The organism is Bradyrhizobium sp. 27S5, from assembly GCF_037217225.1.
GTDB lineage: Bacteria > Pseudomonadota > Alphaproteobacteria > Rhizobiales > Xanthobacteraceae > Bradyrhizobium > Bradyrhizobium septentrionale.
Window position 1 is genome coordinate 5,153,663 of sequence record NZ_CP147714.1, and the last position, 21,973, is coordinate 5,175,635.

Annotated in this window: 21 protein-coding genes and 1 tRNA gene; 8 read left to right on the forward strand and 14 right to left on the reverse strand. The window is 65.4% G+C overall.

The window, feature by feature from the left end; translation table 11 throughout:
• Positions 1-120: 120 nt before the first annotated feature.
• Positions 121-1,542 carry a magnesium transporter gene (mgtE, locus tag WDM24_RS24205; protein ID WP_338827298.1) on the reverse strand — a complete coding sequence of 474 codons (1,422 nt, stop codon included), beginning with the start codon at positions 1,540-1,542 and terminating at the stop codon, positions 121-123.
• Positions 1,543-1,626: 84 nt separating this feature from the next.
• Between mgtE and WDM24_RS24210 the strand changes: the two genes are divergently transcribed.
• The gene (locus WDM24_RS24210) at positions 1,627-2,454 is read left to right on the forward strand and encodes a polysaccharide deacetylase family protein (RefSeq protein ID WP_338827299.1); all 828 of its coding nucleotides are present in this window, start codon (positions 1,627-1,629) and stop codon (positions 2,452-2,454) included.
• Positions 2,455-2,549: 95 nt separating this feature from the next.
• Complete coding sequence (locus WDM24_RS24215) at positions 2,550-3,938, forward strand: polysaccharide deacetylase family protein (RefSeq protein WP_338827300.1); 1,389 nt, start codon at positions 2,550-2,552, stop codon at positions 3,936-3,938.
• 87 nt (positions 3,939-4,025) lie between these two features.
• Here the strand turns inward: WDM24_RS24215 and WDM24_RS24220 are convergent.
• Together WDM24_RS24220 and WDM24_RS24225 are read right to left on the reverse strand one after the other, a co-directional pair.
• A tRNA-Leu gene (locus tag WDM24_RS24220) sits at positions 4,026-4,110 on the reverse strand.
• 92 nt (positions 4,111-4,202) lie between these two features.
• Complete coding sequence (locus WDM24_RS24225) at positions 4,203-4,448, reverse strand: FliM/FliN family flagellar motor switch protein (RefSeq protein ID WP_021080574.1); 246 nt, start codon at positions 4,446-4,448, stop codon at positions 4,203-4,205.
• Between the two features lie 60 nt (positions 4,449-4,508).
• Between WDM24_RS24225 and lipB the strand changes: the two genes are divergently transcribed.
• Both lipB and WDM24_RS24235 read left to right on the forward strand, forming a co-directional pair.
• Positions 4,509-5,240 carry a lipoyl(octanoyl) transferase LipB gene (lipB, locus tag WDM24_RS24230; RefSeq protein ID WP_166297008.1) on the forward strand — a complete coding sequence of 244 codons (732 nt, stop codon included), beginning with the start codon at positions 4,509-4,511 and terminating at the stop codon, positions 5,238-5,240.
• Between the two features lie 4 nt (positions 5,241-5,244).
• A complete protein-coding gene (locus WDM24_RS24235) occupies positions 5,245-5,907 on the forward strand; it encodes an SGNH/GDSL hydrolase family protein (RefSeq protein WP_338827301.1) in 663 nt (220 codons plus the stop codon).
• 27 nt (positions 5,908-5,934) lie between these two features.
• On the opposite strand, the gene WDM24_RS24240 is transcribed toward WDM24_RS24235, so the two are convergent.
• Complete coding sequence (locus WDM24_RS24240; protein WP_166297012.1) at positions 5,935-6,363, reverse strand: tautomerase family protein; 429 nt, start codon at positions 6,361-6,363, stop codon at positions 5,935-5,937.
• A 119-nt stretch (positions 6,364-6,482) separates the two neighbouring features.
• Here WDM24_RS24240 and WDM24_RS24245 point away from each other — a divergent pair, with 119 nt between their 5' ends.
• Positions 6,483-7,337: a LysR family transcriptional regulator gene (locus tag WDM24_RS24245; protein ID WP_338689524.1), complete on the forward strand. Its 855-nt coding sequence runs from the start codon at positions 6,483-6,485 to the stop codon at positions 7,335-7,337.
• Positions 7,338-7,358: 21 nt separating this feature from the next.
• On the opposite strand, the gene WDM24_RS24250 is transcribed toward WDM24_RS24245, so the two are convergent.
• Genes WDM24_RS24250 through WDM24_RS24265 form a run of 4 tightly spaced genes read right to left on the reverse strand, consistent with a single transcriptional unit; the run spans position 7,359 to position 10,477 of the window.
• Positions 7,359-7,784, reverse strand: a complete 426-nt coding sequence (locus WDM24_RS24250; RefSeq protein WP_338689526.1) for a hypothetical protein — start codon at positions 7,782-7,784, stop codon at positions 7,359-7,361.
• 10 nt (positions 7,785-7,794) lie between these two features.
• Complete coding sequence (locus WDM24_RS24255; RefSeq protein ID WP_338827303.1) at positions 7,795-9,231, reverse strand: TIGR01777 family oxidoreductase; 1,437 nt, start codon at positions 9,229-9,231, stop codon at positions 7,795-7,797.
• Positions 9,228-9,893 carry a DUF4166 domain-containing protein gene (locus tag WDM24_RS24260; RefSeq protein ID WP_338827305.1) on the reverse strand — a complete coding sequence of 222 codons (666 nt, stop codon included), beginning with the start codon at positions 9,891-9,893 and terminating at the stop codon, positions 9,228-9,230. The genes WDM24_RS24255 and WDM24_RS24260 overlap by 4 nt, the downstream gene beginning before the upstream one ends.
• A 26-nt stretch (positions 9,894-9,919) precedes the next feature.
• Positions 9,920-10,477 (reverse strand): GbsR/MarR family transcriptional regulator, encoded by a 558-nt coding sequence (locus tag WDM24_RS24265; protein ID WP_338827306.1) that lies wholly within the window; start codon positions 10,475-10,477, stop codon positions 9,920-9,922.
• A 243-nt stretch (positions 10,478-10,720) separates the two neighbouring features.
• Here WDM24_RS24265 and WDM24_RS24270 point away from each other — a divergent pair, with 243 nt between their 5' ends.
• On the forward strand, positions 10,721-11,533 hold the full coding sequence (locus WDM24_RS24270) for a class I SAM-dependent methyltransferase (protein WP_338827309.1): 813 nt from the start codon (positions 10,721-10,723) through the stop codon (positions 11,531-11,533).
• Positions 11,534-11,542: 9 nt separating this feature from the next.
• On the opposite strand, the gene WDM24_RS24275 is transcribed toward WDM24_RS24270, so the two are convergent.
• The 4 genes from WDM24_RS24275 to WDM24_RS24290 all read right to left on the reverse strand — a co-directional run bounded on the left by WDM24_RS24275 (position 11,543) and on the right by WDM24_RS24290 (position 15,184).
• Entirely contained in the window at positions 11,543-11,842 is a 300-nt protein-coding gene (locus tag WDM24_RS24275; RefSeq protein WP_338827311.1) for an acylphosphatase, read from the reverse strand.
• Positions 11,839-12,705, reverse strand: coding sequence for an isocitrate lyase/PEP mutase family protein (locus WDM24_RS24280; RefSeq protein ID WP_338827312.1), 867 nt, complete (start codon positions 12,703-12,705; stop codon positions 11,839-11,841). Before WDM24_RS24280 ends, WDM24_RS24275 begins: the two co-directional genes overlap by 4 nt.
• 79 nt (positions 12,706-12,784) lie before the next feature.
• Complete coding sequence (locus tag WDM24_RS24285) at positions 12,785-14,800, reverse strand: acetyl/propionyl/methylcrotonyl-CoA carboxylase subunit alpha (RefSeq protein WP_338827313.1); 2,016 nt, start codon at positions 14,798-14,800, stop codon at positions 12,785-12,787.
• A gap of 177 nt (positions 14,801-14,977) precedes the next feature.
• Positions 14,978-15,184: a hypothetical protein gene (locus tag WDM24_RS24290; RefSeq protein WP_016840474.1), complete on the reverse strand. Its 207-nt coding sequence runs from the start codon at positions 15,182-15,184 to the stop codon at positions 14,978-14,980.
• Positions 15,185-15,427: 243 nt separating this feature from the next.
• Here WDM24_RS24290 and WDM24_RS24295 point away from each other — a divergent pair, with 243 nt between their 5' ends.
• Together WDM24_RS24295 and WDM24_RS24300 are read left to right on the forward strand one after the other, a co-directional pair.
• Entirely contained in the window at positions 15,428-16,219 is a 792-nt protein-coding gene (locus WDM24_RS24295) for a thermonuclease family protein (protein WP_338832437.1), read from the forward strand.
• 102 nt (positions 16,220-16,321) lie between these two features.
• Positions 16,322-18,784, forward strand: coding sequence for a PAS domain S-box protein (locus tag WDM24_RS24300; protein ID WP_338689547.1), 2,463 nt, complete (start codon positions 16,322-16,324; stop codon positions 18,782-18,784).
• A gap of 19 nt (positions 18,785-18,803) precedes the next feature.
• On the opposite strand, the gene WDM24_RS24305 is transcribed toward WDM24_RS24300, so the two are convergent.
• Both WDM24_RS24305 and WDM24_RS24310 read right to left on the reverse strand, forming a co-directional pair.
• A complete protein-coding gene (locus tag WDM24_RS24305; RefSeq protein WP_338689549.1) occupies positions 18,804-19,100 on the reverse strand; it encodes a septal ring lytic transglycosylase RlpA family protein in 297 nt (98 codons plus the stop codon).
• An 88-nt stretch (positions 19,101-19,188) separates the two neighbouring features.
• Positions 19,189-21,900 carry a bifunctional diguanylate cyclase/phosphodiesterase gene (locus WDM24_RS24310; protein ID WP_338827315.1) on the reverse strand — a complete coding sequence of 904 codons (2,712 nt, stop codon included), beginning with the start codon at positions 21,898-21,900 and terminating at the stop codon, positions 19,189-19,191.
• Between the last annotated feature and the right edge of the window lie 73 nt (positions 21,901-21,973).

Sequence of the window (21,973 nt, forward strand, 5' to 3'; positions counted from 1 at the left end):
AGATGCGAGCATCATCCGCCAACCCCGTTAAGGCGCGATTAACGATAAACCGGCCCGCTGGCCCCCGGCTAACAGCATGATCTTTTCGGAAAACCGCTTCGCACTTTTCCGGATCAGGCGCTATTTCAGCCCGAACCACAGCGTGGCGATGCCGAGGAACGAGAAGAAGCCGACCACGTCGGTGACAGTGGTGACGAAGGTGCCGGAGGCGACCGCGGGGTCGGCCCGCACCCGATCCAGCACGATCGGAATCAGGATGCCGCCGAGCGCGCCGGCGACCAGGTTGCAGATGATCGCAAGCCCGATCACGAGGCCGAGACCAGGGATCTTGAACCAGGCCACCGCCGCGATGCCGGTGATCACGGCAAAGGCGAGGCCATTGACGAGACCGACCATGGTCTCGCGCAAGACGACGCGCATCGCGTTGGCCGAACCGAGCTCGCGGGTGGCGAGCGCGCGCACCGCGACCGTCATGGTCTGGGTCGCGGCATTGCCGCCCTGGCTCGCCACGATCGGCGCCAGCACCGCGAGCGCCACCATCTTCTCGAGCTGGCCCTCGAACAGGCCGAGCACCGACGAGGCCAGGAACGCGGTGGCGAGATTGACCAAGAGCCAGTTGAAGCGGCCGCGGGCGATGGTCCAGACCGTGTCGGACAGCTCTTCGGGATGGGTAACGCCGCCCAGCGCCTTGAGGTCCTCGTCGGCCTCCTCCTCGATCACGTCGACGACGTCGTCGATGGTGATGACGCCGACCAACCGGCCGACGGTGTCGACCACGGGCGCTGCGACCAGATTGTACTTGCCGAACATCCGCGCGACCTCTTCCTGGTCCTCCAGCGCGGAGACGCGGCGACGATCCTCGTCGATCAGGTCCTTGACCGCGACCGGACGGCGCGTGCGCAACAGCACGTCGAGCGGCACGGCGCCGAGCAGATGCTTGTCGGCGTCGACGACATAGATCTCGTAGAAGCGGTCCGGCAGATCGGGCGTGTCGCGCATGTAGTCGATCGCCTGCCCGACATTCCAGTCCGGCGGCACCGCGATGAACTCGGTCTGCATCCGCCGGCCGGCGGAATTTTCCGGGTACAGCAGGCTGCGCTCGATGTCCTCGCGCTCGGCCGCCGGCAGCTTCTCCAGGATCTCTTCCTGGTCCTCCTCGTCGAGGCTTTCCAGGAGCTCGACGGCGTCATCGGATTCGAGCTCGCGGACGCCCTCCGCCACCGTCTCCGGCTCGAGCTCCTCGAGGATCTCCTCGCGGACGGTCTCGTCGACCTCGTTGAGCGCCGAGAAGTCGAAATCCGTGCCGGTGATCTCGACCAGGGTGACGCGGTCGTCCGGCTCCAGCGCCGCGATCAGGTCGCCGAGATCGGCCTCGTGCAGTTCCGCGACCACCTCGCACAGCAGCGGCCGGTCCGCGGCGTGAATGGCCCGGGTGACCTCCGCGACGAATTCGGGGCGCAGCTCGCCCTCCTCGTCCCGCATCGGCATCCGGGCCAGCGGGTCGGTCTCGGCGGGTTCGGCAACGTCGAAATTCTCGGCCATGCCGTGTTTCGCCGGTTTGACAGGAGGGGGAAAACTGCTCTGATGAGTGCGGAACGGATTACCTAATCGGCGGTGCCCAGCGCAATGAGAAATATGTCGAGCGGCTCTCGGCCAATCCTGAACACTTGCCTGAGCGTCGTCGCGGCGCTGATTACCGTGGTGCCGGCTGCGCTGTTTAGCCCCGCGCGGGCCGCCGAGTGCCAGCGCAACGACGCGCTCGGCACCTCGCGTGTGCTCGAGGTCGATCCTGCGACCTATCCGCGCGTCGGGCTGAAGAGCTTCCCGCAGACCCTGCCGCTGCGCGACGGCGAGATCGTGCTGACCTTCGACGACGGCCCGACGCCGGGCACCACCGACAAGGTGCTGGCAGCGCTGGCGAGCGAATGCGTGCGCGCCACCTTCTTCATGGTCGGCCGCAACGCGGCTGATCATCCCGATATGGTCCGCAAGGTCGCGCGCCTCGGCCACACCATCGGCTATCACACCTGGGACCATCCGCATCTCAACAAACTCCCGTTGGACCAGGCCGAAGCGAACATCAATCGGGGGATAGAAGCAGTCGGCAAGGCCCTGCGCGGAACCGAGAGCACGACCCCAAGCACGCCGTTCTTCCGGTTCCCCTATTTCGAGTCGACGCCCACCCTGCTGAATCACCTGGAAAAACGCGGTATCGCGGTGTTCGGCGCCGATTTCTGGGCCAGTGACTGGGTCAAGATGGCGCCCGAGGAGGAACTCAAGCTCCTCACCGGACGGCTCGAAGGCCACCGCAAGGGCATTATCCTGCTGCATGACGCGCAAATGCGAACAGCCGAGATGCTGCCGGCCTTTTTAAGGTATCTGCGTGAGCATAATTATCACGTCGTCCACATCGTCCCGGCGGCAATGAAGACCGTGTCCGACCGGTCACATTGAACCCGGAACCAGAACTGGATTACAGACCGTTAAGGCGGCGTTCATGGCGCCATACCTAAGGATTCGTCAGTGCGTTTGGAATGCGGCCGAATTTGATGATTGCGAACGTCCTGGTAACTATCCGGAAGCGGTCGCGGACCGTGATCGGCGCGACGCTGCTCAGCTGCAGCTTCATGACGCCGCAGGCCGTCCGCGCCGCGGATTGCCCGGGTAACCCCAACGCACTCGGCACCTCGCGAACCCTCGTCGTCGATCCCAAGGAGCATCCGCGGATCGGCACCATGCAGTATCCGGAGACACTGCCGCTGGCCGATCACGAGGTGGTGCTGACCTTCGACGACGGCCCGCTGCCGAAATACAGCAACCAGGTGCTGGCGATCCTCGCCAGCCAGTGCGTCAAGGCGACCTTCTTCACCATCGGCGGCCAGGCCAGGGCCAATCCGGAAGGCGTGCGCAAGCTGATCGCGGCCGGACATACCGTTGGCACGCATAGCCAGAACCATCCGCTGACGATGAACAAGATGCCGCTCGAAAAGGTGCGGCAGGAGGTCGACGACGGCATCGCCTCGACCTTGGCTGCGCTCAACGGCGACAAGAGCAAGCTTGCGCCATTCTTCCGGATTCCGGGCCTGATGCGCGCCGAGATCCCGGAAGCTTATCTGGCGTCGCAGGGCATCCAGGTGTGGAGCGCCGACTTCCCGGCCGACGACTGGCGCCACGTCTCGCCGCAGCGGGTCTATGATCTCGCGATCCAGCGCATCGAGGCCAAGCACAAGGGCATCCTGCTGCTGCACGACATCCAGCCGCGCACGGTGGCGGCGCTGCCGCGAATCCTCAACACGCTGAAGGAGCGCGGCTACCGCATCGTTCACGTCGTCCCCGCCACGGCCGACCGCCCGGCGACACCGACCGAGCCGCAGCAATGGTTCATGCATCCGCCGACCGAGACGGTGGCGATCACGCGCTGGCCGAAAATTCCGAACTTCGTCTTCACCGCGACGCGGACGCTGCCAGCACCGGTGTTTGCCGACATGGATTGGCGTGACGCCGACATCCTCGATCACGCACAGCGCAGCCGAATCGCGGTGCCCGTCCGCACGCTGTGGCCGCAGCCGCAGCTCGCGCAGCTGGCGGCGGTCTCGACATTGCCGATTCCCTCGTCCGACGTGTTTCGTGTTCCCGAAGCGCTGGACCTGACCCTGCTCGCGACGCGATCGGCGGCCAGTCGCCGGATCGCGCAGCGTCCGACAATTGCCCCGGGCGCTGTCGCACCGCGTGCGCAGGCGATCTCCGCGCGCCAGGCCAGGCATCCGAAGCAGGCCGCGCATCAACCTCCCGCTGCAGCTCACAGCAGAGCCCACGCCGCGCCCCGGCCTGTCGCGCGGCCCAATGAGAGCAACGCGTCTGTCCGAGTCGCCAATTTGAAGAAGCGCACCCCGCGTGCCGAGGCCTCGGCGGCGGCCAGCAAGCGCGTGCCCGATTAGAGCGTGCTCGGGACGTGGCTTGCCGCGAAGCCGGAGCAACCGCTCCTGCTTCGAAAAATTCAGCGATTTCAAGGATCAGCTGAGGTATGGTGCGCTCGGAGGGACTCGAACCCCCACGGTGTTACCCACTGCCACCTCAAGGCAGCGCGTCTACCAATTCCGCCACGAGCGCTAAGGATGTCGGATGGAACCCTAAGGCGCCGCCGCATCGACGGGGCGATGTAACAAATCATGCATGCAGGGACAAGGCGCTAAATGCGAGAATTAACTGCGAACTCCGGGAGATTTCGGCAGCATTTGCTTGACCTCGACCGCAATCCGGTTGCGGTCGACCAGCACCACGCCGCTGGCCACCGGCAGGTTGTTGGCGAGGATCTTGACCTCGTCGGCCTCGGTGGCATCCAGTTCGATGATGGCGCCGCGGGACAGCCGCATGACTTGGTGAATCGGCATGGTGGTCGTGCCGAGGACCACCATGAGATCTACGCTGACTTTGTCGAGGGTGGGCACTTCTGAACCGCCGAACCGGAACTAAATTGTGGGTTCACCTGACCACGTTAGGGTTAGCTAATGGTTAACGACCGCCAAAGCCTCGATTTGACGACCTTTGCGCGCCCTTCGGGCGGCGGCGCGGTCGAATGGCGGATTTCGGACGGTCCGGTGCCCTACCCCGATTCTCTCGCCGCGATGGACGCCCGGGTGGCGGCGATCGCCGCCGGCGAAGCAACCGAGTTGGTGTGGCTGCTCGAGCACCCGCCGCTCTACACTTCCGGCACCAGCGGCAAGGCAGATGACCTGCTCGCCCCGCGCTTTCCGACCTTCCAGAGCGGCCGCGGCGGCCAGGTCACCTATCACGGCCCGGGCCAGCGCGTTGCCTATGTGATGCTCGACCTCAAGCGGCGGCGGCCGGATGTGCGCGCCTATGTTGCCTCGCTGGAGGAATGGATCATCCGCACGCTCGCCGCCTTCAACGTCCGCGGCGAGCGCCGCGAAGACCGCGTCGGGGTCTGGGTGCGGCGCCCGGACAAGGGACCGGGCTTTGAGGACAAGATCGCGGCGATCGGCGTCCGGCTGCGCCGCTGGGTCTCGTTCCACGGCATCGCCATCAATGTCGAGCCCGACCTCTCGCATTTCCAGGCGATCGTGCCCTGCGGCGTGGTCGATCCGCGCTACGGCGTCACCTCGCTGGTCGATCTCGGGCTGCCGGTCACGATGGCCGATGTCGACATCGCGCTCCGGCAAGCCTTCGCCGAGGTGTTCAGCGACACCGCGGCGCGCCTGCCGGAAGCGACGGCGCTGTGATCTGATGCGCAAGCGGTTCCTGGTCGGGTTTATCGTTCTGGCCTCCGCAAGCCTGGTGTATCGCCTGCTGGACACTCCGGTCGAAAAACTTCGACAAGACGCAACACTGCAGCGCGTCCAGGATTTCATGACGCGTCATGGCAGCGAGAGACCGGTTGCTTTCGTCGGCGACAGCCTGGTCGAAAGCGCCAGTTTTTCGCCTGCGATCTGCGGACGACCCGTCTTCAACGCGGGTTATGCCGGTGCGATCGCCAGCGGCGTGCTTCAGCTCGTCAAGGAGTTCGACCGCATCAAATTTTCGCCGGGCATTGTCGTGATCTCGGTCGGCGTCAATGACGCCCTCGTGGTCGACCGGCGCCCTTTTGCCGAGTCCTATCAGGAGATCGTGCAGCGGGCCGGCGCACTCGGCGCCAAGGTCTTCGTCGTGTCGCTGGCGCCGATTGCCGGGTCGGGCGTGCTGGCCAATGCCATCGACCGGTCACGCTTCGCCGACATCGACCGGGTGATACGGCAGACCGCCCGTGATCGTTCGATCCCGCTGATCGATGTCGGCACGTTGCAGACGCAGGCGAGCCCCCAGGTCGAGGACGGCATCCATCTCAGCGCAGATGGCTATGCCGCCTGGACCGGCACGATCGAGAGCACGATCGGCGGGCAGTGTCCTTGAGGCACGCGCCAGCCGGACAACTGGCAATCATGCCGCCGCCTTCTGCGGCGCGACCTCCAGCTTGCCGGCGATGTAGCGGCGCTCCTGGGTGAGGCCGCCGAAGCCGTAGGCATCGCCCTTCACCTCGTCGACATGGGCATAGCTCTCGGTGTGCAACGGCCCGAGCAGTTCGCCCATCCGCTTGAACAGCGCAGCGAGATAGGCCGCCTTCTCGTCCTTGGTGTTGGTGCCCTCGGTGACGTGGATGTCGAGCCAGTAGCTCGCGAGCCCCTGCTCGGCGAGCGACTTGCCGCCGGCGAACCAGTCGGCGGCGGCGGCCGATTTGACGATGATGGCGGTGACCTTGGGATCCTTGTGCAGGATGTCAGCGGTGAGTTCCGACACGGCGGCGGCGATGTCGGACTTCAGCGACGGCCTCTCGCGCGAGGTCGCATAGGTGACGGTGATAAGCGGCATGATCGGTCTCCTTGAATTCGGTTGGCGCGGGTCAACCGCGCCTCCTCTCACTAGACCTTTCGCCATCATCTTGGTATCTTATCTATACGGATAGCAATGATAACAATCTCTGATCATCAATGACGACGCTCGATATCGATACCGTGCAGGCCTTCCTCCTCGTCGCCGAGTTGCAGGGTTTTACCCGCGCCGCCGAGGCGCTCGGCACCACGCAGGCGGCGATCAGCATGAAGTTGCAGCGGCTCGAAACGCTGCTCGGCAAGCGGCTGGTCGAGCGTTCGCCGCGCGCGGTGCGGCTGACCGCCGACGGCGCCGCCTTCCTGCATCACGCCCGCGCGCTGATCGAGGTGCATGACCGTGCACTCTCCGGCGAGAAACCGGCGCGGCAGCAGCTCACGCTCGGGATCAGCGACCACGCCGCAGGTCCGGAGCTGGTACCCCTGCTGGAGCGGCTGCACGCGATGGCCTCGCAGCTCGCCCTCGCCGTGACCATCGGCTTCTCGCGCGAGATGCTCGACGCTTACGATGCCGGCGAGCTAGATGCTGTCATCGTGCGCCAGGAAGGCAGCCGGCGCGGCGGCGAGAAACTGACGGAGGACGAATTCGGCTGGTTTGCCACCAAGCGCTTCGTATGGCCGCGCGGCGACGCCCTGCCGCTCGCAACGCTCGCACCGCCGTGCGGCGTGCGTGCCATGGCGGTGCGGGCGCTCGATAAAGCCGGCATCGCGTGGACCGAAAGCTTCGTCGGCGGCGGTATCACCGCGGTGGTAGCTGCCGCCCTCGCAGGGCTTGCGGTCGCTCCGCTCGTCCGCCGCATCGCGCCGCCGGGCCTGATCGACATCGCACCTACGCACAGATTGCCGCGGCTCGGTATGTCAAAAGTTATGCTGCATTCGAAGGTCAGCGACCCCGCGAAGTTGGCCGCATTGCGGACCCTGGCCGCGACGTTCCGCAGCGTGGCGTCTGCAGCGTAGTGCGAGCATGGCTCTGCGGCATCACGAAGAATGCTCGGCGGCTTCCAGCTCTCGCACGACAAACCAGTAAGTCAGACCTGCGACAAATCCGGCTGCGACGAACAGACAGACAAGTCCTGATGTCCAGACGGCCGGAGACCGCAGCAGCACCGTGATGCTGAGCGCGCCGATCGCAGCGCCTGCGCCGGCGAAGAACCCGGCGGATCGGATCCGGAGCTCCTCGCCGAGCCAGATCGCGATCGCTGCAGGAATCGCGGTCAGCAGGCATGTGATGACGAAGATCACGGCCGAGGGAATCAAAAGCACCACGATGCCGTACAGAAGCCGGGCGAGATCGCCGCGCGCAGCAAACATCAGCACGGTCTGGCCGATAGCAGCAATCACCGCCGTTGCGGCACCGCAGCCTGCAAGCCAGCCTCCGAATGCACGGGAACAGCCACTGGACATATCGCCCTCCTCACAGGATCGCATCGAACGCGCTGCGCAAGGTTTCGTGCCGGAACACAAAACCGTTGCTCAACGCCTTGTTCGGCAGCACCCGCTGGCCGCCCAACAGCAGCTCATCGGCAAAATCGCCGCCGACGGCGCGGAGCAGCACGGCAGGAACGCGGAAGATCGCGGGCCGATGCAGGCGACGGCCCAATTCCTCGGTGAATTTCGTGTTGGTCACAGGGATCGGCGCGGTGGCGTTGACAGGGCCGGACAGTTCGGGCCTCGCGATCACATGCGCGATTAGGCGCACCAGATCGTCGCGCTCGATCCACGACATCCACTGCTTGCCCGAGCCGAGCGGACCGCCGAGACCGAACTCGAACGGCGTCAGCATCCGCGTGATGAAGCCGCCGTCGGTGCCGACCACGAGACCGATCCGCAAATAGGCCACACGCACGCCGTGATCGGCAGCAGGCCTGGCCGCATTCTCCCACGCTTCGCACAGCTCGTGACTGAAGCAGGCGTGGGATTTCGCCGATTCCGTCAGCACCTGGTCCTGCCAGAGCCCGTACCAGCCGATCGCCGAGCCGCTCACCAGCACCGAGGGCTTGCGCTCGAGGCGCGCGATCAGCCTGACGACCTCCGCCGTCATGTCGATCCGCGAGGCGAGGATCTTCCGCCGCTTGGCCTCGGTCCACAGGCCATTGCCGATCGGTTCGCCCGCGAGATTGACGATGGCGTCGATCCCTGAGTCGGAAGGCAACTGGTCGAGGCTCGTGATCAGCGTCACCGGCGGCGCCAGCATCTCGGCCTTCGCGGGGTTGCGGATCAGCGCGATGACCTTATGGCCTGACGCGGTGAGGCTTGCGACCAGGCGGCTGCCGATGAAGCCGGTCGCGCCGGTGACGAGCACGGTCTGCCGCGCCGGCAATTTCTCAACCAGCGTCGTGGCCGGCACGCTGGCCATCCGTCCGAGGCGTCTTGCCGCGGCGAAGTCTCGCGCACCGAACAGCGCAGCGCCGAAGGCTGCGGCCGTCGCGAACAGACTGAGCAGACCCGCAGAGGCAGGCGCAACGCCGGTCGGCAGCATCGCCCAGCCGATCAGGATCGGCACAAGCAGCACCAGGATCGCGCCATAGTTGATCGCCAGCAGCGTATGGTTGATCCGTTCGCTCGGCGGCAGCTTTCGGCTCAGATCCTCCTCGACGAAATCCATCAGCGTGATGACGACCTCGACGACCAGCACGGCCATGATGGCGATCGCAAAAATGCCGTGCACCTCGAGCCAGCCGAGCACCAGGAACAGCAGCGCGTAGAGCATGTTCCGCACGCTGTGCAGCTGCAGCTCATGGCGCTGCGACGGACGCCAGGCAAGCCGTTCGGTGAATTCGTGGTGATAGAAGGTGTCGAACGCCCCCATCGCGATCTGGATGGCGACGAGCGTCCAAAGCAGCGGCGTCATGACGAGGCCTCCCTGAACACGGCGGACTGACGGATCAGCCGGCCCAAACGCGGGTGGATGATCTCGAGCGTGAAGCGGAAATCGCCGCAGCCGAGATCGGAATGGGTCACGGTGAGAGCGCCGGGCGTCAACCATACGGGCAGCTGCATCCGGAACGGGCCGAGCTGCAGCGAATAGCCGACGCTGCGAAACACCAGCGCCTCGTGCTCGACCGCGATCCGCAGCGCCATGCTGAGGCCGAAGCCGACATACTCCTCGAGCCCGGTGGACCCGGCAAAACGCTTGGCGGAATGAATCACCTGCGGGAAGCCGTCGCGGCGCGCGCAGACGCGGGTCCAGATCTGGCCGCCGCTTGCCGCATCCTCGGTGACGGTGACGATCATCGGCACGCCGGTCTCGGTGCCGGTCGGAAGCGGACCGCCGATCAGCCGTGCGACCTGTGCCAGCCACCAGCCGGCGCGGCTGCTCGAGGCTTCCTCGACCTCGCCGACATAGACGACGGTGTTGCCGTCCTCGAAGCGTTTCGAAAAACGCCGCCAGATCGCAACCGGCAGGCGTCCCCAATCCTCATCCGGCAGCAATGCGCGGAAGCGATGGTCGTCGAGCAGTTTTGTATCCGGGACCGGCGATGTCTTGAGGCTGGATATCCTTGCTGACGCCATCGCACACTCCCGTTACGCCGCGGCCTCTATTTGGCCCTGCCTGTGGGCAGGAAACTTGCGATCTTCTCGCCGAGCTTGATCAGCGCGACCAGGCGCGGCCGCGGCACGTTCAGCATTTGCGTGTACCAGCGGTCGACGAGCTCGGTGAATGTCAGCATCTCCTTCAGCCGCTTGCTGGCGAGCGGACTGATGGCGGGATCGCCGGCCGCGTCGGTAACGCAGGCACGCAGGGCTGCCAGCGCGGGATCGATCTCGCGCTCCTTGCGCCCGGCCGCGATCTTGGCCGCGACTTCCCAGATGTCGGTCTCGGCCTCGAAATGGTCGCGGCGGTCACCGAGGATCGGCACCCGCCGGATCAACCCCCAGGACAACAGCTCCTTGATCGAATTGGAGACGTTGGAGCGCGCCATGCCGAGGGTGTCGGCGATGTCCTCGGCCGTCATCGGCGCCTCGGCGAGATAGAGCAGCCCGTGGATCTGGCTGACCGAACGATTGACGCCCCATTCGTCGCCCATGTCGCCCCAATGCAGGATGAAGCGCTCGACGGCGGCAGGCAGTTTTTTCTTGGCGGTTATTTCTGTCATGACAGAAATATCAGACTGTTCGGAGCGGAAGTCAAGGGGCTCCCGCACCGCTCATAAAGGGGCGCGCGACCCGCAAGGCCTCCTGCCCCGTGTGACGCACCGGTGAGCGCGATTGATCGCAGGTGACCAGTTTTCCTTTGTGGTTACGGAGGTCTTCGGCCAAGCTGATCGGGGTGGATCAGTTCGGGCCGTACGCCAGGCTGTCGACGTGAGCCGGCTTCACGGCCGCCCAGGGAGATTGCGATGCCAGCGTCAGACAAGGAGTTCGTCGGGTCCATTCCAGAACTTTACGACCGGCTGCTGGTGCCGATGATCTTTGAACCCTATGCGCGCGATCTGGCGCAACGCGCCAAGGCTCTTGGCCCGCACGACCTGCTCGAGACCGCCGCAGGCACCGGCGCCGTCACCCGCGCGCTGTCGTCGGCGCTCGGCCGCGCCACGAGGATCACAGCGACCGACCTGAATGAACCGATGCTCGAACGGGCGAAATCGCGGATGCCGGACGCTGCCGATATCAGGTGGCGGCAGGCCGACGCCCTCAACCTGCCGTTCGACAATGCGAGCTTCGATGTCGTCGCCTGCCAGTTCGGCGCGATGTTCTTCCCCGACAAGCCCAAGGGTTACGCGGAGGCACGTCGTGTCCTGAAGCCGGGCGGCCGCTTCCTGTTCAACATCTGGGATCGCATCGAAGAAAACGAGTTTGCCGACGTGGTGACCCAGGCATTGGCAGAGGTCTTTCCAACCGATCCGCCGCGATTCCTGGCACGCACGCCTCATGGGCACTATGCGGTCGACCCGATCCGGGCAGATCTTGCGGCCGCGGGCTTCAGCAAGATCGAGATCGATACCGTCCGGAAGCAAAGCCGGGCGAATGCGCCTCACGATCCGGCGATCGGTTTTTGCCAGGGCTCACCGCTGCGCGGCGAAATCGAGGCGCGCGGCGGGATCGGTCTTGATGCTGCGACCGAGCACGCAGCAGCGGCGCTCGCGCACCGCTTCGGCAAGGGCGCCATCGAAGGCCGCATTCAGGCGCTGGTGATTTCGGCCGTCGCGTAACAACGTGCTTCAGACAGTCGGCAGGACCGAGAACCGCTCCCCTGCCCGGCGCTGGTTCAAAAGATCGGAATTGACCGCCGTAGCGTGCACGGCATCGACGCGCGCAGAGAACGGGCCGCGGTCGCATGCTGCGATCATATCGGCGACAACGTCCTCGGCTCCGGCAAACACCGCCTCGACGCTGCCGTCGCGGCGGTTGCGGACCCAGCCTTCGAGGCCGCGCGCGTTTGCCTGCTCGTCGACCCAGGCGCGATAGCCGACGCCCTGGACGCGGCCGCTGATGGTGACGTGGCGGATCACGCCGCTCATTTCTTCAGACCGAGGAACTCGCCGCTGCGCGCCTTGGTCTCCGCCTCGCGCATCACGCGGCCGGTCAGTTCGGACGAAGCGATGCCTTTGAGGTTCTTCGGCGGGGTGCCTTCGCGCAGCGCCTTCAGCGTCTCGTAGACGGCTTGCGTTGCGGCGGCGAACGGCGCGTGGCCCTGCAGCGCGATCCTGACGCGCTGGCTCGCCAGGTAATCCGGCGCAGTCATCTCCTCCGGCGCCCCGCCGAGCACGATCGGCAGCGTCGTCGCGGCCGAGAGCGCCTCCAGTTCGCCGCGCGACTTGATGCCGGTGAAGAACAGCCCGTCGACGCCAACCGCTTCATAGGCCCTGGCGCGTGCAATCGCGTCGTCGAGACTTGTGATCGAGACGGCGCCGGTCCGGCCGAGGATCACGAGCGACGGATCGCTGCGGCCGTCGAGCGCGGCCTTCATCTTGCCGACGCCTTCCTCGAGCGAGATCAGTTGCGTCTTGGCCTGGCCGAACGCCTGCGGCAGCAGCGTGTCCTCGATGGTGAGGCCGGCGGCACCGGCGGCTTCCACTTCCTGCACGGTGCGGCGAACATTGAGCGCATTGCCGTAACCATGGTCGGCATCGACAAGCACCGACAGGGTCGAGGCACGCGACATCCGGCGTATCTGCTCGGCGAACTCGGTCAGCGTGATCAGCGCGATATCGGGATCGCCGAGCACGGCGAGCGAGGCGACCGAGCCACCGAACATGCCGAGTTCGAAACCGAGATCCTCCGCAATCCGGATCGAGGTCGCGTCATAGACCGAGCCCGGGCGAATGCAGGTTGACCCACTCAGAATCGATCGCAGTGCTTCGCGGCGTTTGCGGAAAGCCATGTCTGGGACTCCTTGTTCGTCCTTGCGACGGCGCCGGCGACAACTGGCCCGCCGATACCTTCGCGAAGGCGGAGCTCTTTTAAGCGAACTCCAGGATCAGCGCATCGACCGCGAGCGTGGCGCCGGCGGCGGCGTGGATCTTCTTGACCGTGCCGTCGCGCTCGGCGCGCAGCACGTTCTGCATCTTCATGGCTTCCACGACCGCCAGCGTCTCGCCGGCCTTGACCTCCTGGCCCTCGGTCACCGCGATCGACACCACGAGACCGGGCATCGGGCACAGCAGCTTCTTGCCGGTGTCGGCCGCCGAGGTCACCGGCATCAGCCGCGCCGATGTCGCCTCGGTCTCGGTGAAGACATAGACCGGCACCTCATAGCCCTGATGCGCGAGGCGGAAGCCGTTGTTGATGGCGCGCACCTGCACGGCGACAAAATTGCCGTCGATGGTGCCCTGCCAGACCGGCTCGCCCGGCGCCCAACTCGACACGAGGTTGTGCGGATTGCCGGGCAGCCCGTCGGTGCCGATGAAGCGCACCGCGATGGCGTCATCCTCGCGCGCGACGTCGAGCGCGATCTCGGCGCGGTCGAGCCACACCGCGCGGCGGCGCTCACGCTGCACCACGCGGCCACCCATCTGGCCGGAAATCTGCCGCTTGCGTTCGCCCAGCACGTGATCGATCGCAGCACCGACCGCGGCCAGCCGCCGCGCGATCTCGCCCTCGGGCGCGCGCGCCGAAAACCCCTTCGGGAATTCCTCCGCGATGAAACCGGTCGAGAGCCGGCCCTCGCGCCAGCGCGGATGGTTCATCAACGCCGACAGGAACGGAATGTTGTGCCTGATGCCGTCGACATAGAACGCATCGAGCGCGGTCGCCTGCGCCTCGATCGCGGCTGCACGCGACGGAGCATGGGTGACGAGCTTGGCGATCATCGGATCGTAATGAATCGAGATCTCGCCGCCCTCCTGCACGCCGGTGTCGTTGCGGATCGTGATGCCGTCATGGCTGGCCTCGGCCGGCGGACGGTATTTCACCAGGCGTCCGATCGACGGCAGGAAGTTTCGGAACGGATCCTCGGCGTAGACACGGGATTCCACCGCCCAGCCGGTCAGCGTCACGTCCTTCTGCGCGAGCGCGAGCTTCTCGCCGGCCGCGACCCGGATCATCTGCTCGACGAGGTCGATGCCGGTGATCAGCTCGGTGACGGGATGCTCGACCTGCAGGCGGGTGTTCATCTCCAGGAAGTAGAAGCTCTTGTCCTGGCCGGCGACGAACTCAACGGTGCCGGCCGAATCGTAGTTCACGGCCTTGGCCAGTGCGACCGCCTGCTCGCCCATCTTGCGGCGGGTCTGCTCATCGAGCAGCGGCGACGGCGCCTCCTCGATAACCTTCTGGTTGCGGCGCTGGATCGAGCACTCGCGCTCGCCGAGATAGATCACGTTGCCATGCTTGTCGCCGAGCACCTGGATCTCGATGTGCCTGGGATCGGTGATGAACTTCTCGATGAAGACGCGGTCGTCACCGAACGACGACTTCGCCTCCGCCTTGGCGAGGTTGAAGCCTTCGGCGACCTCCGATTTGGAATGCGCGATGCGCATGCCCTTGCCGCCGCCGCCGGCGGAGGCCTTGATCATCACGGGATAGCCGATCTCGTCGGCGATCTGGACGGCGTGCTTGTCGTCCTCGATGACGCCGAGATGACCCGGCACGGTCGAGACCTTGGCCTTGGCCGCGGCCTTCTTGGATTCGATCTTGTCGCCCATCGCGGCGATCGCGCCGGGATTCGGGCCGATGAACACGATGCCGGCAGCTTCCAGCGCACGCGGAAACGCCTCGCGCTCGGACAGGAAGCCGTAGCCGGGATGCACTGCCTGCGCGCCGGTCTTGCGGCAGGCCTCGACGATCTTGTCGATCAGGAGATAGCTCTCGGCCGCGGCGGGCGGGCCGATCAGCACGGCCTCGTCGGCCATCTCGACATGCAGCGCGTCGCGGTCGGCCTCGGAATAGACGGCGACCGTCTCAATCCCCATACGGCGCGCAGTCTTGATGACCCGGCAGGCGATCTCGCCGCGATTTGCGATCAGGATTCGTTTGAACATGCTCTTCTTGCTTGGGCTTTTTCGACTTGAATTTGTCTATTGGGTAGGATCCTCCCCGCGCAATCCGGCACGGGCGATTGGCCACTCCGTGGTACAGCAAATTACCCCGGAGGCAACGGTCTAATGCAGACCCTGCCGGGTGCATGGCCAGTCCTTGGCGGTAGCCTGAGGGGTATTTCAGCCCGAATAGGTCTTGAAGCGGCCGCGCGAATGCGCCTTCGCCACGGCTTTCATCAGCTCGCTGACCTCGTTCTCCAGGAATTCATTGGCGACAATCAGCGCCCGGATGGTTGCGCGCAAATTGCCGCCGCAAGCCGAGATGGCCTGATCGACAGCCGCTTCCAGCCCGTCATCGTCGTCAGATTCGGGCCGTGCAGACATCATGAGGTATCCGGGATTCAGTTGGCGCTTCATGTTCCTATTTTGTTCTCATCAAGTCAATCGGATCTTCGATCGGATGCCACCGCGCACGCGGCTCGCACGAACGGGCCCGCACTCGAACGGGCCTTGGTTGGATCGTGCCGGCCTGTGCTAGAAGTTCGGATGCCCGCCGAAGACCTGCCATCAAGATCTGACGCCCAGCCCTGACGCCCAAGCCCTGACGTCCAAAGACCTGAAGTGAGAATGATGCGGTTTCGAAATCCGGTCGCCACGACGCTCCTCCTGACCTGCCTGTCTGCAAGCCTTGGCCTGTCCGCAGCCCCCGCCCTCGCCGCCTCAGCGGTCATCAAGGATGCCGGCGCCGTTCAGCTCGGCAACACGACCTATCGGCTCGACGGCATCGACGCGCCGGCCGCCGATCAGCTCTGCATCGACGAGCATGCCGATGTCTGGAGCTGCGGGATCGAGGCGCGCGACCAGCTCACCAAGCTGATCGGCGGCAAGCCGATTCATTGCGACGATATCGGCGTCGACCCCACCTTCAAGAAGCGCCGCCTCGGCGTCTGCAAGATCGAGGGCGACCCCACCAGCCTGAGCCAGCTGCTGGTCCAGAAGGGCTACGCGCTCAATGTCGAGACGTCGGCCACTGGCCGATTCAAGCCGGATGAAGCGACCGCGAGGGATAATCGTGCCGGGCTCTGGAAAGGCTGCTTTGTGGCGCCGCGCGATTTCCGGACCGGCAAGAAGGACGGCGCCCTGCTCGGCAACGCCTGCCCGGCCGACCGCGACAAGCAGATCCGCGATGCGCTCTTCCCCGACGACCTGCCGATGCCGGCAAGCTGCAACATCAAGGGCAAGTACGCCGTGCGCGCCCGCGTCACCGGCAATGTCGGCATCTATCACTTGCAGGCGTGCCGCAGTTACCCCGGTCTCAACAATCCGGATCGCTGGTTCTGCTCCGAGGAGGATGCCCAGGCCGCCGGGTTCCGCAGGGCCTATAATTGCCGTCCGCCCAAAGACCAAGCCAAGACCAAGTGAAGAGCAAGTGAAGAGCAAGTGAAGAGCAAGTGACCGCGATAAATCACGCTGGCAAAGCCGCCTTGTCCTGTGTGAAAATGCGCCAAGAGGTTGCCGGCGCGTATGACCCCACCCGATCCCGCTGATGTGCTCCCCGAAACTGCGGCAGCCGAACGGCTGCGGCAGCACCTTGAGGAGATCGCGCGCGAACGCGATCGCGCCCATCGCGAGCTCCAGGAGCGCGAGGCCGAGCTGGCGCGGATTCAGCGCATTGCCCGGGTCGGCGGGCTCGAGATCGATTTCCGCGACGGCGTGCGCAACCGCCGCTCTCCCGAATATCTCCTGGTGCACGGGCTGCCGCCCGAAGAGGTCAACGAGACCTATGAGAACTGGGTCGCGCGCATTCATCCCGAGGACCGCGAACGCACCATCCAGCATCTGTTCGGCGTGCTCAAGGCCGGCGGCGAGGACTACACGGCCGAATACCGCATCATCCGCCCGAACGACGGCGAGAGCCGCTGGATCCGCGTCGTCGCCAAGATCGAGCGCGACCGCAGCGGACGAGCGTTGCGGCTGGTCGGCGCCGATCTAGACGTCACCGACCAGATGCTGGCGCAAGAGACCCTGCGCGAGAGCGAGGAACGCTTCCGCCTGATCGCCGACAGCGCGCCGGTGCCGATCTGGGTGACCAAGCTCGACCGCACCCGCTCCTTCGCCAACCAGGCCTATCTCGACTTCCTCGGCCTGCCGTTCGAGGAAGCGGTCGTGTTCGACTGGCGCAAGGCGCTGCATCCGGATGATCTGCCGAATATCCTGCAGGAGCAGATCACCGGCGAGCTCTCGCTCAAGCCGTTCGTGCTCGAGGCGCGCTACCGCAATGCGGCCGGCGACTGGCGCTGGCTGCGCTCGGAGTCGCAGCCGCGCTGGGACCCGACCGGCAAGCATATCGGCTTCATCGGCGTCGCCCACGACATCACGGCCGCCAAGGAAGCCGAGATCGAGCTGCGCAAGCTCAACGAGTCGCTGGAGCGGCGCATCCTGGAGCGCACCGCGCAGCTCGAATCCCGCGAAGCCCAGACCCGCGCGATCCTGGAGACCAGTCATCAATACCAGATGCTTCTCAACCGGGATGGCGTCCTGCTCTACACCAACCAGACTGCGCTCGCCGGCATCGGTACCGATGCCGCCGATGTCGTCGGCAAGCCGTTCTGGGACACGCCGTGGTTCGCCGCGACCGACGGCATGCCACGCCTGATCCAGAATGCCTTCGCGACCGCAATGCGCGGCGAGGAGGTCAAGATCGAGCTGCTACTGCGCCTGCCGGCGGGCGAGCGCTATTTCGATTTCGCGATGCGGCCGCTGCAGGACCAGCACGGCACGATCGTCGGCGCGGTGCCGGAGGCCGTCGACATCACCGAACGGCGCCGCGGCGAGGAGGCGCTGCGGCAGTCGCAGAAGATGGAGGCCGTCGGCCAGCTCACCGGCGGCGTCGCGCACGACTTCAACAATCTGCTCACCATCATTCGTTCGGCGACCGACTTCCTGCGCCGCCGCGAGCTGCCGGATGAGCGGCGTCGCCGCTACATCGACGCGATCGCCGAGACCGTGGAGCGGGCCTCCAAGCTGACCGCCCAGCTGTTGGCGTTTGCGCGCCGGCAGCCGCTCAATCCCGAAGTGTTCAATGTCGGCACCCAGGTCGACAGCGTGACCCAGCTGATCCGCCCGCTGGTCGGCGGACGGATCCACATCGAGATCAGGATCGACGACCCCGACTGCTTTGCGATCGCCGATATCGGCCAGTTCGAGACCGCGTTGATCAATCTTGCGGTCAACGGCCGCGACGCGATGAACGGCGAAGGCCTGATGACGATCCGCGTCAGGAAGGCCAGGAGCATCCCTGCCCTGCGCGGCCAGGCCTCGCGCAGCGGCGATTTCGTGACGGTCTCGATCCAGGATACCGGCACCGGCATCTCGCCGGAAAATCTCGATGCGATCTTCGAACCGTTCTTCACGACCAAGGAGGTCGGCAAGGGAACGGGCCTCGGATTGAGCCAGGCCTTCGGCTTCGTCAAGCAATCCGACGGCGACATCGAAGTCACCTCTACGCCCGGGCACGGCGCGGCCTTCACCATCTATCTGCCGCAGGCGATGCGCCCGGCCGATACCAAGGTCGCAGCCAGCGCGGGCACCGAGCAGACCTCGATCGGCCGCGGCTATCGCGTTCTCGTGGTGGAGGACAATGATGATGTCGGCCAATTCTCCACCGAGCTGCTCGAGGATCTCGGCTATTCGGTCAAGCGCGCCGCCAATGCCAACGCAGCGCTCGCGATCCTGTCGGAGAACGAGTTCGCCGCCGACCTCGTGTTCTCCGACGTGATCATGCCCGGCATGAACGGCGTCGAGCTCGCAGGCGTGATCCGCCATCGCTTTCCCGGCCTGCCGGTGGTGCTGACCAGCGGCTACAGCAACGTGCTCGCCGAGAACGCGCACAGCGGCTTCGAGCTGATCCAGAAACCCTATTCGGTCGAGGCGCTGTCGCGCACGCTCAGGAAGGCGATCGCCGAGCAGCGGGCTTCCAAGCCCTGATCCCGCCTTCGGTCGCGAGCTATTCGATCACCACATGCGCGACGCCGAGCTGAAGGATGCCAAGCGCGCGGGCCGCCGTGGTCGAAACGTCGATGATCCGTCCGCGAATGAACGGGCCGCGATCATTGACGCGGCACCGGATCGATTTCCCGCCATAGGACACCGTGACCATGCTGCCGAACGGCCGCTTGCGATGCGCACAGGTCATCTCGCCGCTCCTGCCGATGCCGTGATAATAGGACGCAAGGCCACTCTCTGCGTTTGCCATGGACGAGGCAAACAGCAGCATGGCCGCGGACGTAGCTGCGGTTCTCATTGATCGCCTGCCGGTCGAGCCCCGCAAGGGAACGCGGTTCCGGCAAAACAGTTCCTCAATGTCCGGGAAAACGACGACCGGCGGCGCCCTATGCCGCGTCCTCGACCGCGTCGGCCGCGAGCAGCGTTCGGACGTCCTGCGCGGGAACCGGCTTGCTGAACAAATAGCCCTGCATCTGCGTGCAGCCGAGCATCTGCACGGTGTCGCGCTGCTGGTCGGTCTCGACGCCCTCGGCGGTGGTGATCATGTTGCGGTCGGCGGCGATCGAGACCACCGCGCGGATGATCGAGGCCGAGCCGCTGTTGCGGGTGACTTCCTTGACGAAGCTGCGGTCGATCTTGATCTTGTCGAACGGGAAGCGCTGCAGGTATTGCAGCGACGAGTATCCGGTGCCGAAATCGTCGAGCGCGATGTGGACACCGAGCGCGCGGAGCTGGCCGAGCGTGACCAGCGCCGCATCGTCGTCGGCGATCAGCACCGCCTCGGTGATCTCGAGCTCGAGCCTGCGCGGGTCGAGCCCGCTCTCGGCGAGCGCGCTCGCGACCTTCAGCGCCAGCGTCTCCGACTTGAACTGGACGGGGGACACGTTGACCGCGAGCCGCACATGCGCGGGCCAGCCCGCCGCCTCGGTGCAGGCAGTGTGCAGCACCCACTGCCCGATCCCCTCGATCAGGCCGGTTTCCTCGGCAAGGGGTATGAACTCGGTCGGCGAGATCATGCCGCGCACCGGGTGCCGCCAGCGCAGCAGCGCCTCGCAGCCGGTGACCTCGTCGCTGCGCAAATCGACCAGCGGCTGATAGTGCAGCTCGAAGCCGCCCTCGGCCAGCGCGGTTCGCAAGTCGGCCTCCAGCGCCCGGCGCAGATGGGCGTGCTTCTCCATCGCCGGGTCGAAGAACCGATAGGTCCTGCGACCGGCCGCCTTGGCGGCGTACATCGCCAGATCGGCGCATTTGAGCAAGTCGAACAGGTCGGAGCCGTGGCGTGGTGCGATCGCGATGCCGATGCTGGCATCGCTCGACAGCCGATGGCCGAGACAGTCGAACGGCGTGCGCAGCGACTGATAGACGCGCGCAACCAGGTCGCTGACGTCGTCATCCGAGGCAATGTCGCGCTGGACGATGGCGAACTCGTCGCCGCCGAGCCGCGCGATGAAGTCGCCCGAGCCGACCGATTGGCGCAGCTTTTCGGCAACGCGCCGGAGGAATTCGTCGCCGATCAGATGACCCAGCGTGTCATTGATCCGCTTGAACTCATCGATATCGATATAAAGAATCGCGAACTCGCGCGCCGTCGGCCCGAGCAGCAGCCCTTCCGCGTGGCGCTGCAGCAGCGTCCGGTTCGGCAGATTGGTCAGGGCATCGTAATGCGCGAGATATTCGATGCGCGCCTGCGCGCGCCGCCCTTCGGTGACGTCCTCGAGCGTGGTGGCCCAGCCGCCGTCGGGCGAGCGCTTGTAGATCAGATGGATGCTGCGGCCGTCCGGGATCGTGATCACAGCGTCCTGGACTTTGTCGCTGTCCGGGTTGATGAAGCGCGCGCAGTACGCATCGACATCGCCGACGAAAGAGCCGGTCGCCTGGCGATGCAGGATCAGGTCGCGCAGATGGCATCCCGGCTTGGCGATGTCGGGCGAGAGGCCGAACATGTCGATATATTGTTGATTGCAGATCACGAGCCGCGCCGAGTCATCGAACAACAGCAGGCCCTGCGTCATGGTGTTGATGGCGGTGTCGAGCTGCTGGCTCTGCTCGGACAGCCGGCGCTGCGCCGCGTCGTGCTGCCGCCGCAGCTGCCGCACGATCAGGAAGACCATCATGATGACAATCAGCACCGCTAGCACCGCAGCGCAGAACTGCAGCTTGGTCTGGGCGCGCCAGTCCGCCAGCGCGCTGGAGGTTCGCGTGGTGGCGAGGATCAGGATCGGAAAGTGCGACAGTGACTTCACGGCCCCGACATTTTCGTCGCCCGACGCGCCGACGAAGCGTCCCGACAGATTGCCGCCAAGACTGATGACCTTCCGGAACGCCGGCTGATCGGCGATGTTGCGGCCAACCACGCTGGCATCCTGCGGATAGCGCGCGATGATGGTACCGTCGCGGTGGATAATCGAGATTACGGTGTCGCCGTTCAGCGCCAGCGAGGCCACGAAATCCTCGAAATGGCTCGGCTCGACGCCGCGGCTCGCAAAGCCGATGATCTCGCCATTGCGCCCGGTGATCTTGCGCGCAAAGATCGTGATCCAGTTGCCGGTCACCTTGCTCATCGCCGGTTCGACGATCACGGGCGACGTGGGCCGTCCCGAGGTGAACTCCTGGAAATAGCGCCGGTCCGCGACGCTGATGTCGGGCACCGGCCACATCTCGGACGAGTTGATCAGCCATCCCTTGGCATTGAACAGATTGAGCCCGCCGACATGCGGCAGTGTCGCCAGCCGCGTGCGCAGCATTTCGTGCGCGCTCAGTAGGGACATGCTCTTTTCGAACTGATCGGCGGTCTCGACCTGCTCGGCCCGCAAATAATTCACGACGTCGTCGTGGACGTGCTGGAGATCGACAAGCTGCTGGTCGAAATGCCGCGACAGCAACAGCGCGGTGTTGTTGAGCTCGCGTTCGGACATCTCGAGCGCACGCTCGCGAAACTGCAGCGCGAGATAGCCGGTGCCAAGCGTGATCGCGAGCACCAGCAGCGCGGCACTCAAGACGAGCCACTGGATGGCGCCCATCCTTGTGGTGCGCGACACACCTTTGATCGACAGCCGCCGGTATTCCGGCATCGCGCTGTTCGTGGAGACAACCGACATTTTCCCGCCCCTTGCGGCTGCCCTTGTAGGGGAACACAACCCAAGGGGCGGTTAGGAAAATCAGTTATCGGAC

Bases quoted from the DNA above. Each gene is read 5' to 3' on its own strand.
- mgtE (WP_338827298.1), bottom strand. From the start codon at position 1,542: ATGGCCGAGAATTTCGACGTTGCCGAACCCGCCGAGACCGACCCGCTG.
- WDM24_RS24210 (WP_338827299.1), top strand. From the start codon at position 1,627: ATGAGAAATATGTCGAGCGGCTCTCGGCCAATCCTGAACACTTGCCTG.
- WDM24_RS24215 (WP_338827300.1), top strand. From the start codon at position 2,550: ATGATTGCGAACGTCCTGGTAACTATCCGGAAGCGGTCGCGGACCGTG.
- lipB (WP_166297008.1), top strand. From the start codon at position 4,509: ATGGTTAACGACCGCCAAAGCCTCGATTTGACGACCTTTGCGCGCCCT.
- WDM24_RS24235 (WP_338827301.1), top strand. From the start codon at position 5,245: ATGCGCAAGCGGTTCCTGGTCGGGTTTATCGTTCTGGCCTCCGCAAGC.
- WDM24_RS24240 (WP_166297012.1), bottom strand. From the start codon at position 6,363: ATGCCGCTTATCACCGTCACCTATGCGACCTCGCGCGAGAGGCCGTCG.
- WDM24_RS24245 (WP_338689524.1), top strand. From the start codon at position 6,483: ATGACGACGCTCGATATCGATACCGTGCAGGCCTTCCTCCTCGTCGCC.
- WDM24_RS24250 (WP_338689526.1), bottom strand. From the start codon at position 7,784: ATGTCCAGTGGCTGTTCCCGTGCATTCGGAGGCTGGCTTGCAGGCTGC.
- WDM24_RS24255 (WP_338827303.1), bottom strand. From the start codon at position 9,231: ATGACGCCGCTGCTTTGGACGCTCGTCGCCATCCAGATCGCGATGGGG.
- WDM24_RS24260 (WP_338827305.1), bottom strand. From the start codon at position 9,893: ATGGCGTCAGCAAGGATATCCAGCCTCAAGACATCGCCGGTCCCGGAT.
- WDM24_RS24265 (WP_338827306.1), bottom strand. From the start codon at position 10,477: ATGACAGAAATAACCGCCAAGAAAAAACTGCCTGCCGCCGTCGAGCGC.
- WDM24_RS24270 (WP_338827309.1), top strand. From the start codon at position 10,721: ATGCCAGCGTCAGACAAGGAGTTCGTCGGGTCCATTCCAGAACTTTAC.
- WDM24_RS24275 (WP_338827311.1), bottom strand. From the start codon at position 11,842: ATGAGCGGCGTGATCCGCCACGTCACCATCAGCGGCCGCGTCCAGGGC.
- WDM24_RS24280 (WP_338827312.1), bottom strand. From the start codon at position 12,705: ATGGCTTTCCGCAAACGCCGCGAAGCACTGCGATCGATTCTGAGTGGG.
- WDM24_RS24285 (WP_338827313.1), bottom strand. From the start codon at position 14,800: ATGTTCAAACGAATCCTGATCGCAAATCGCGGCGAGATCGCCTGCCGG.
- WDM24_RS24290 (WP_016840474.1), bottom strand. From the start codon at position 15,184: ATGATGTCTGCACGGCCCGAATCTGACGACGATGACGGGCTGGAAGCG.
- WDM24_RS24295 (WP_338832437.1), top strand. From the start codon at position 15,428: ATGCGGTTTCGAAATCCGGTCGCCACGACGCTCCTCCTGACCTGCCTG.
- WDM24_RS24300 (WP_338689547.1), top strand. From the start codon at position 16,322: ATGACCCCACCCGATCCCGCTGATGTGCTCCCCGAAACTGCGGCAGCC.
- WDM24_RS24305 (WP_338689549.1), bottom strand. From the start codon at position 19,100: ATGAGAACCGCAGCTACGTCCGCGGCCATGCTGCTGTTTGCCTCGTCC.
- WDM24_RS24310 (WP_338827315.1), bottom strand. From the start codon at position 21,900: ATGTCGGTTGTCTCCACGAACAGCGCGATGCCGGAATACCGGCGGCTG.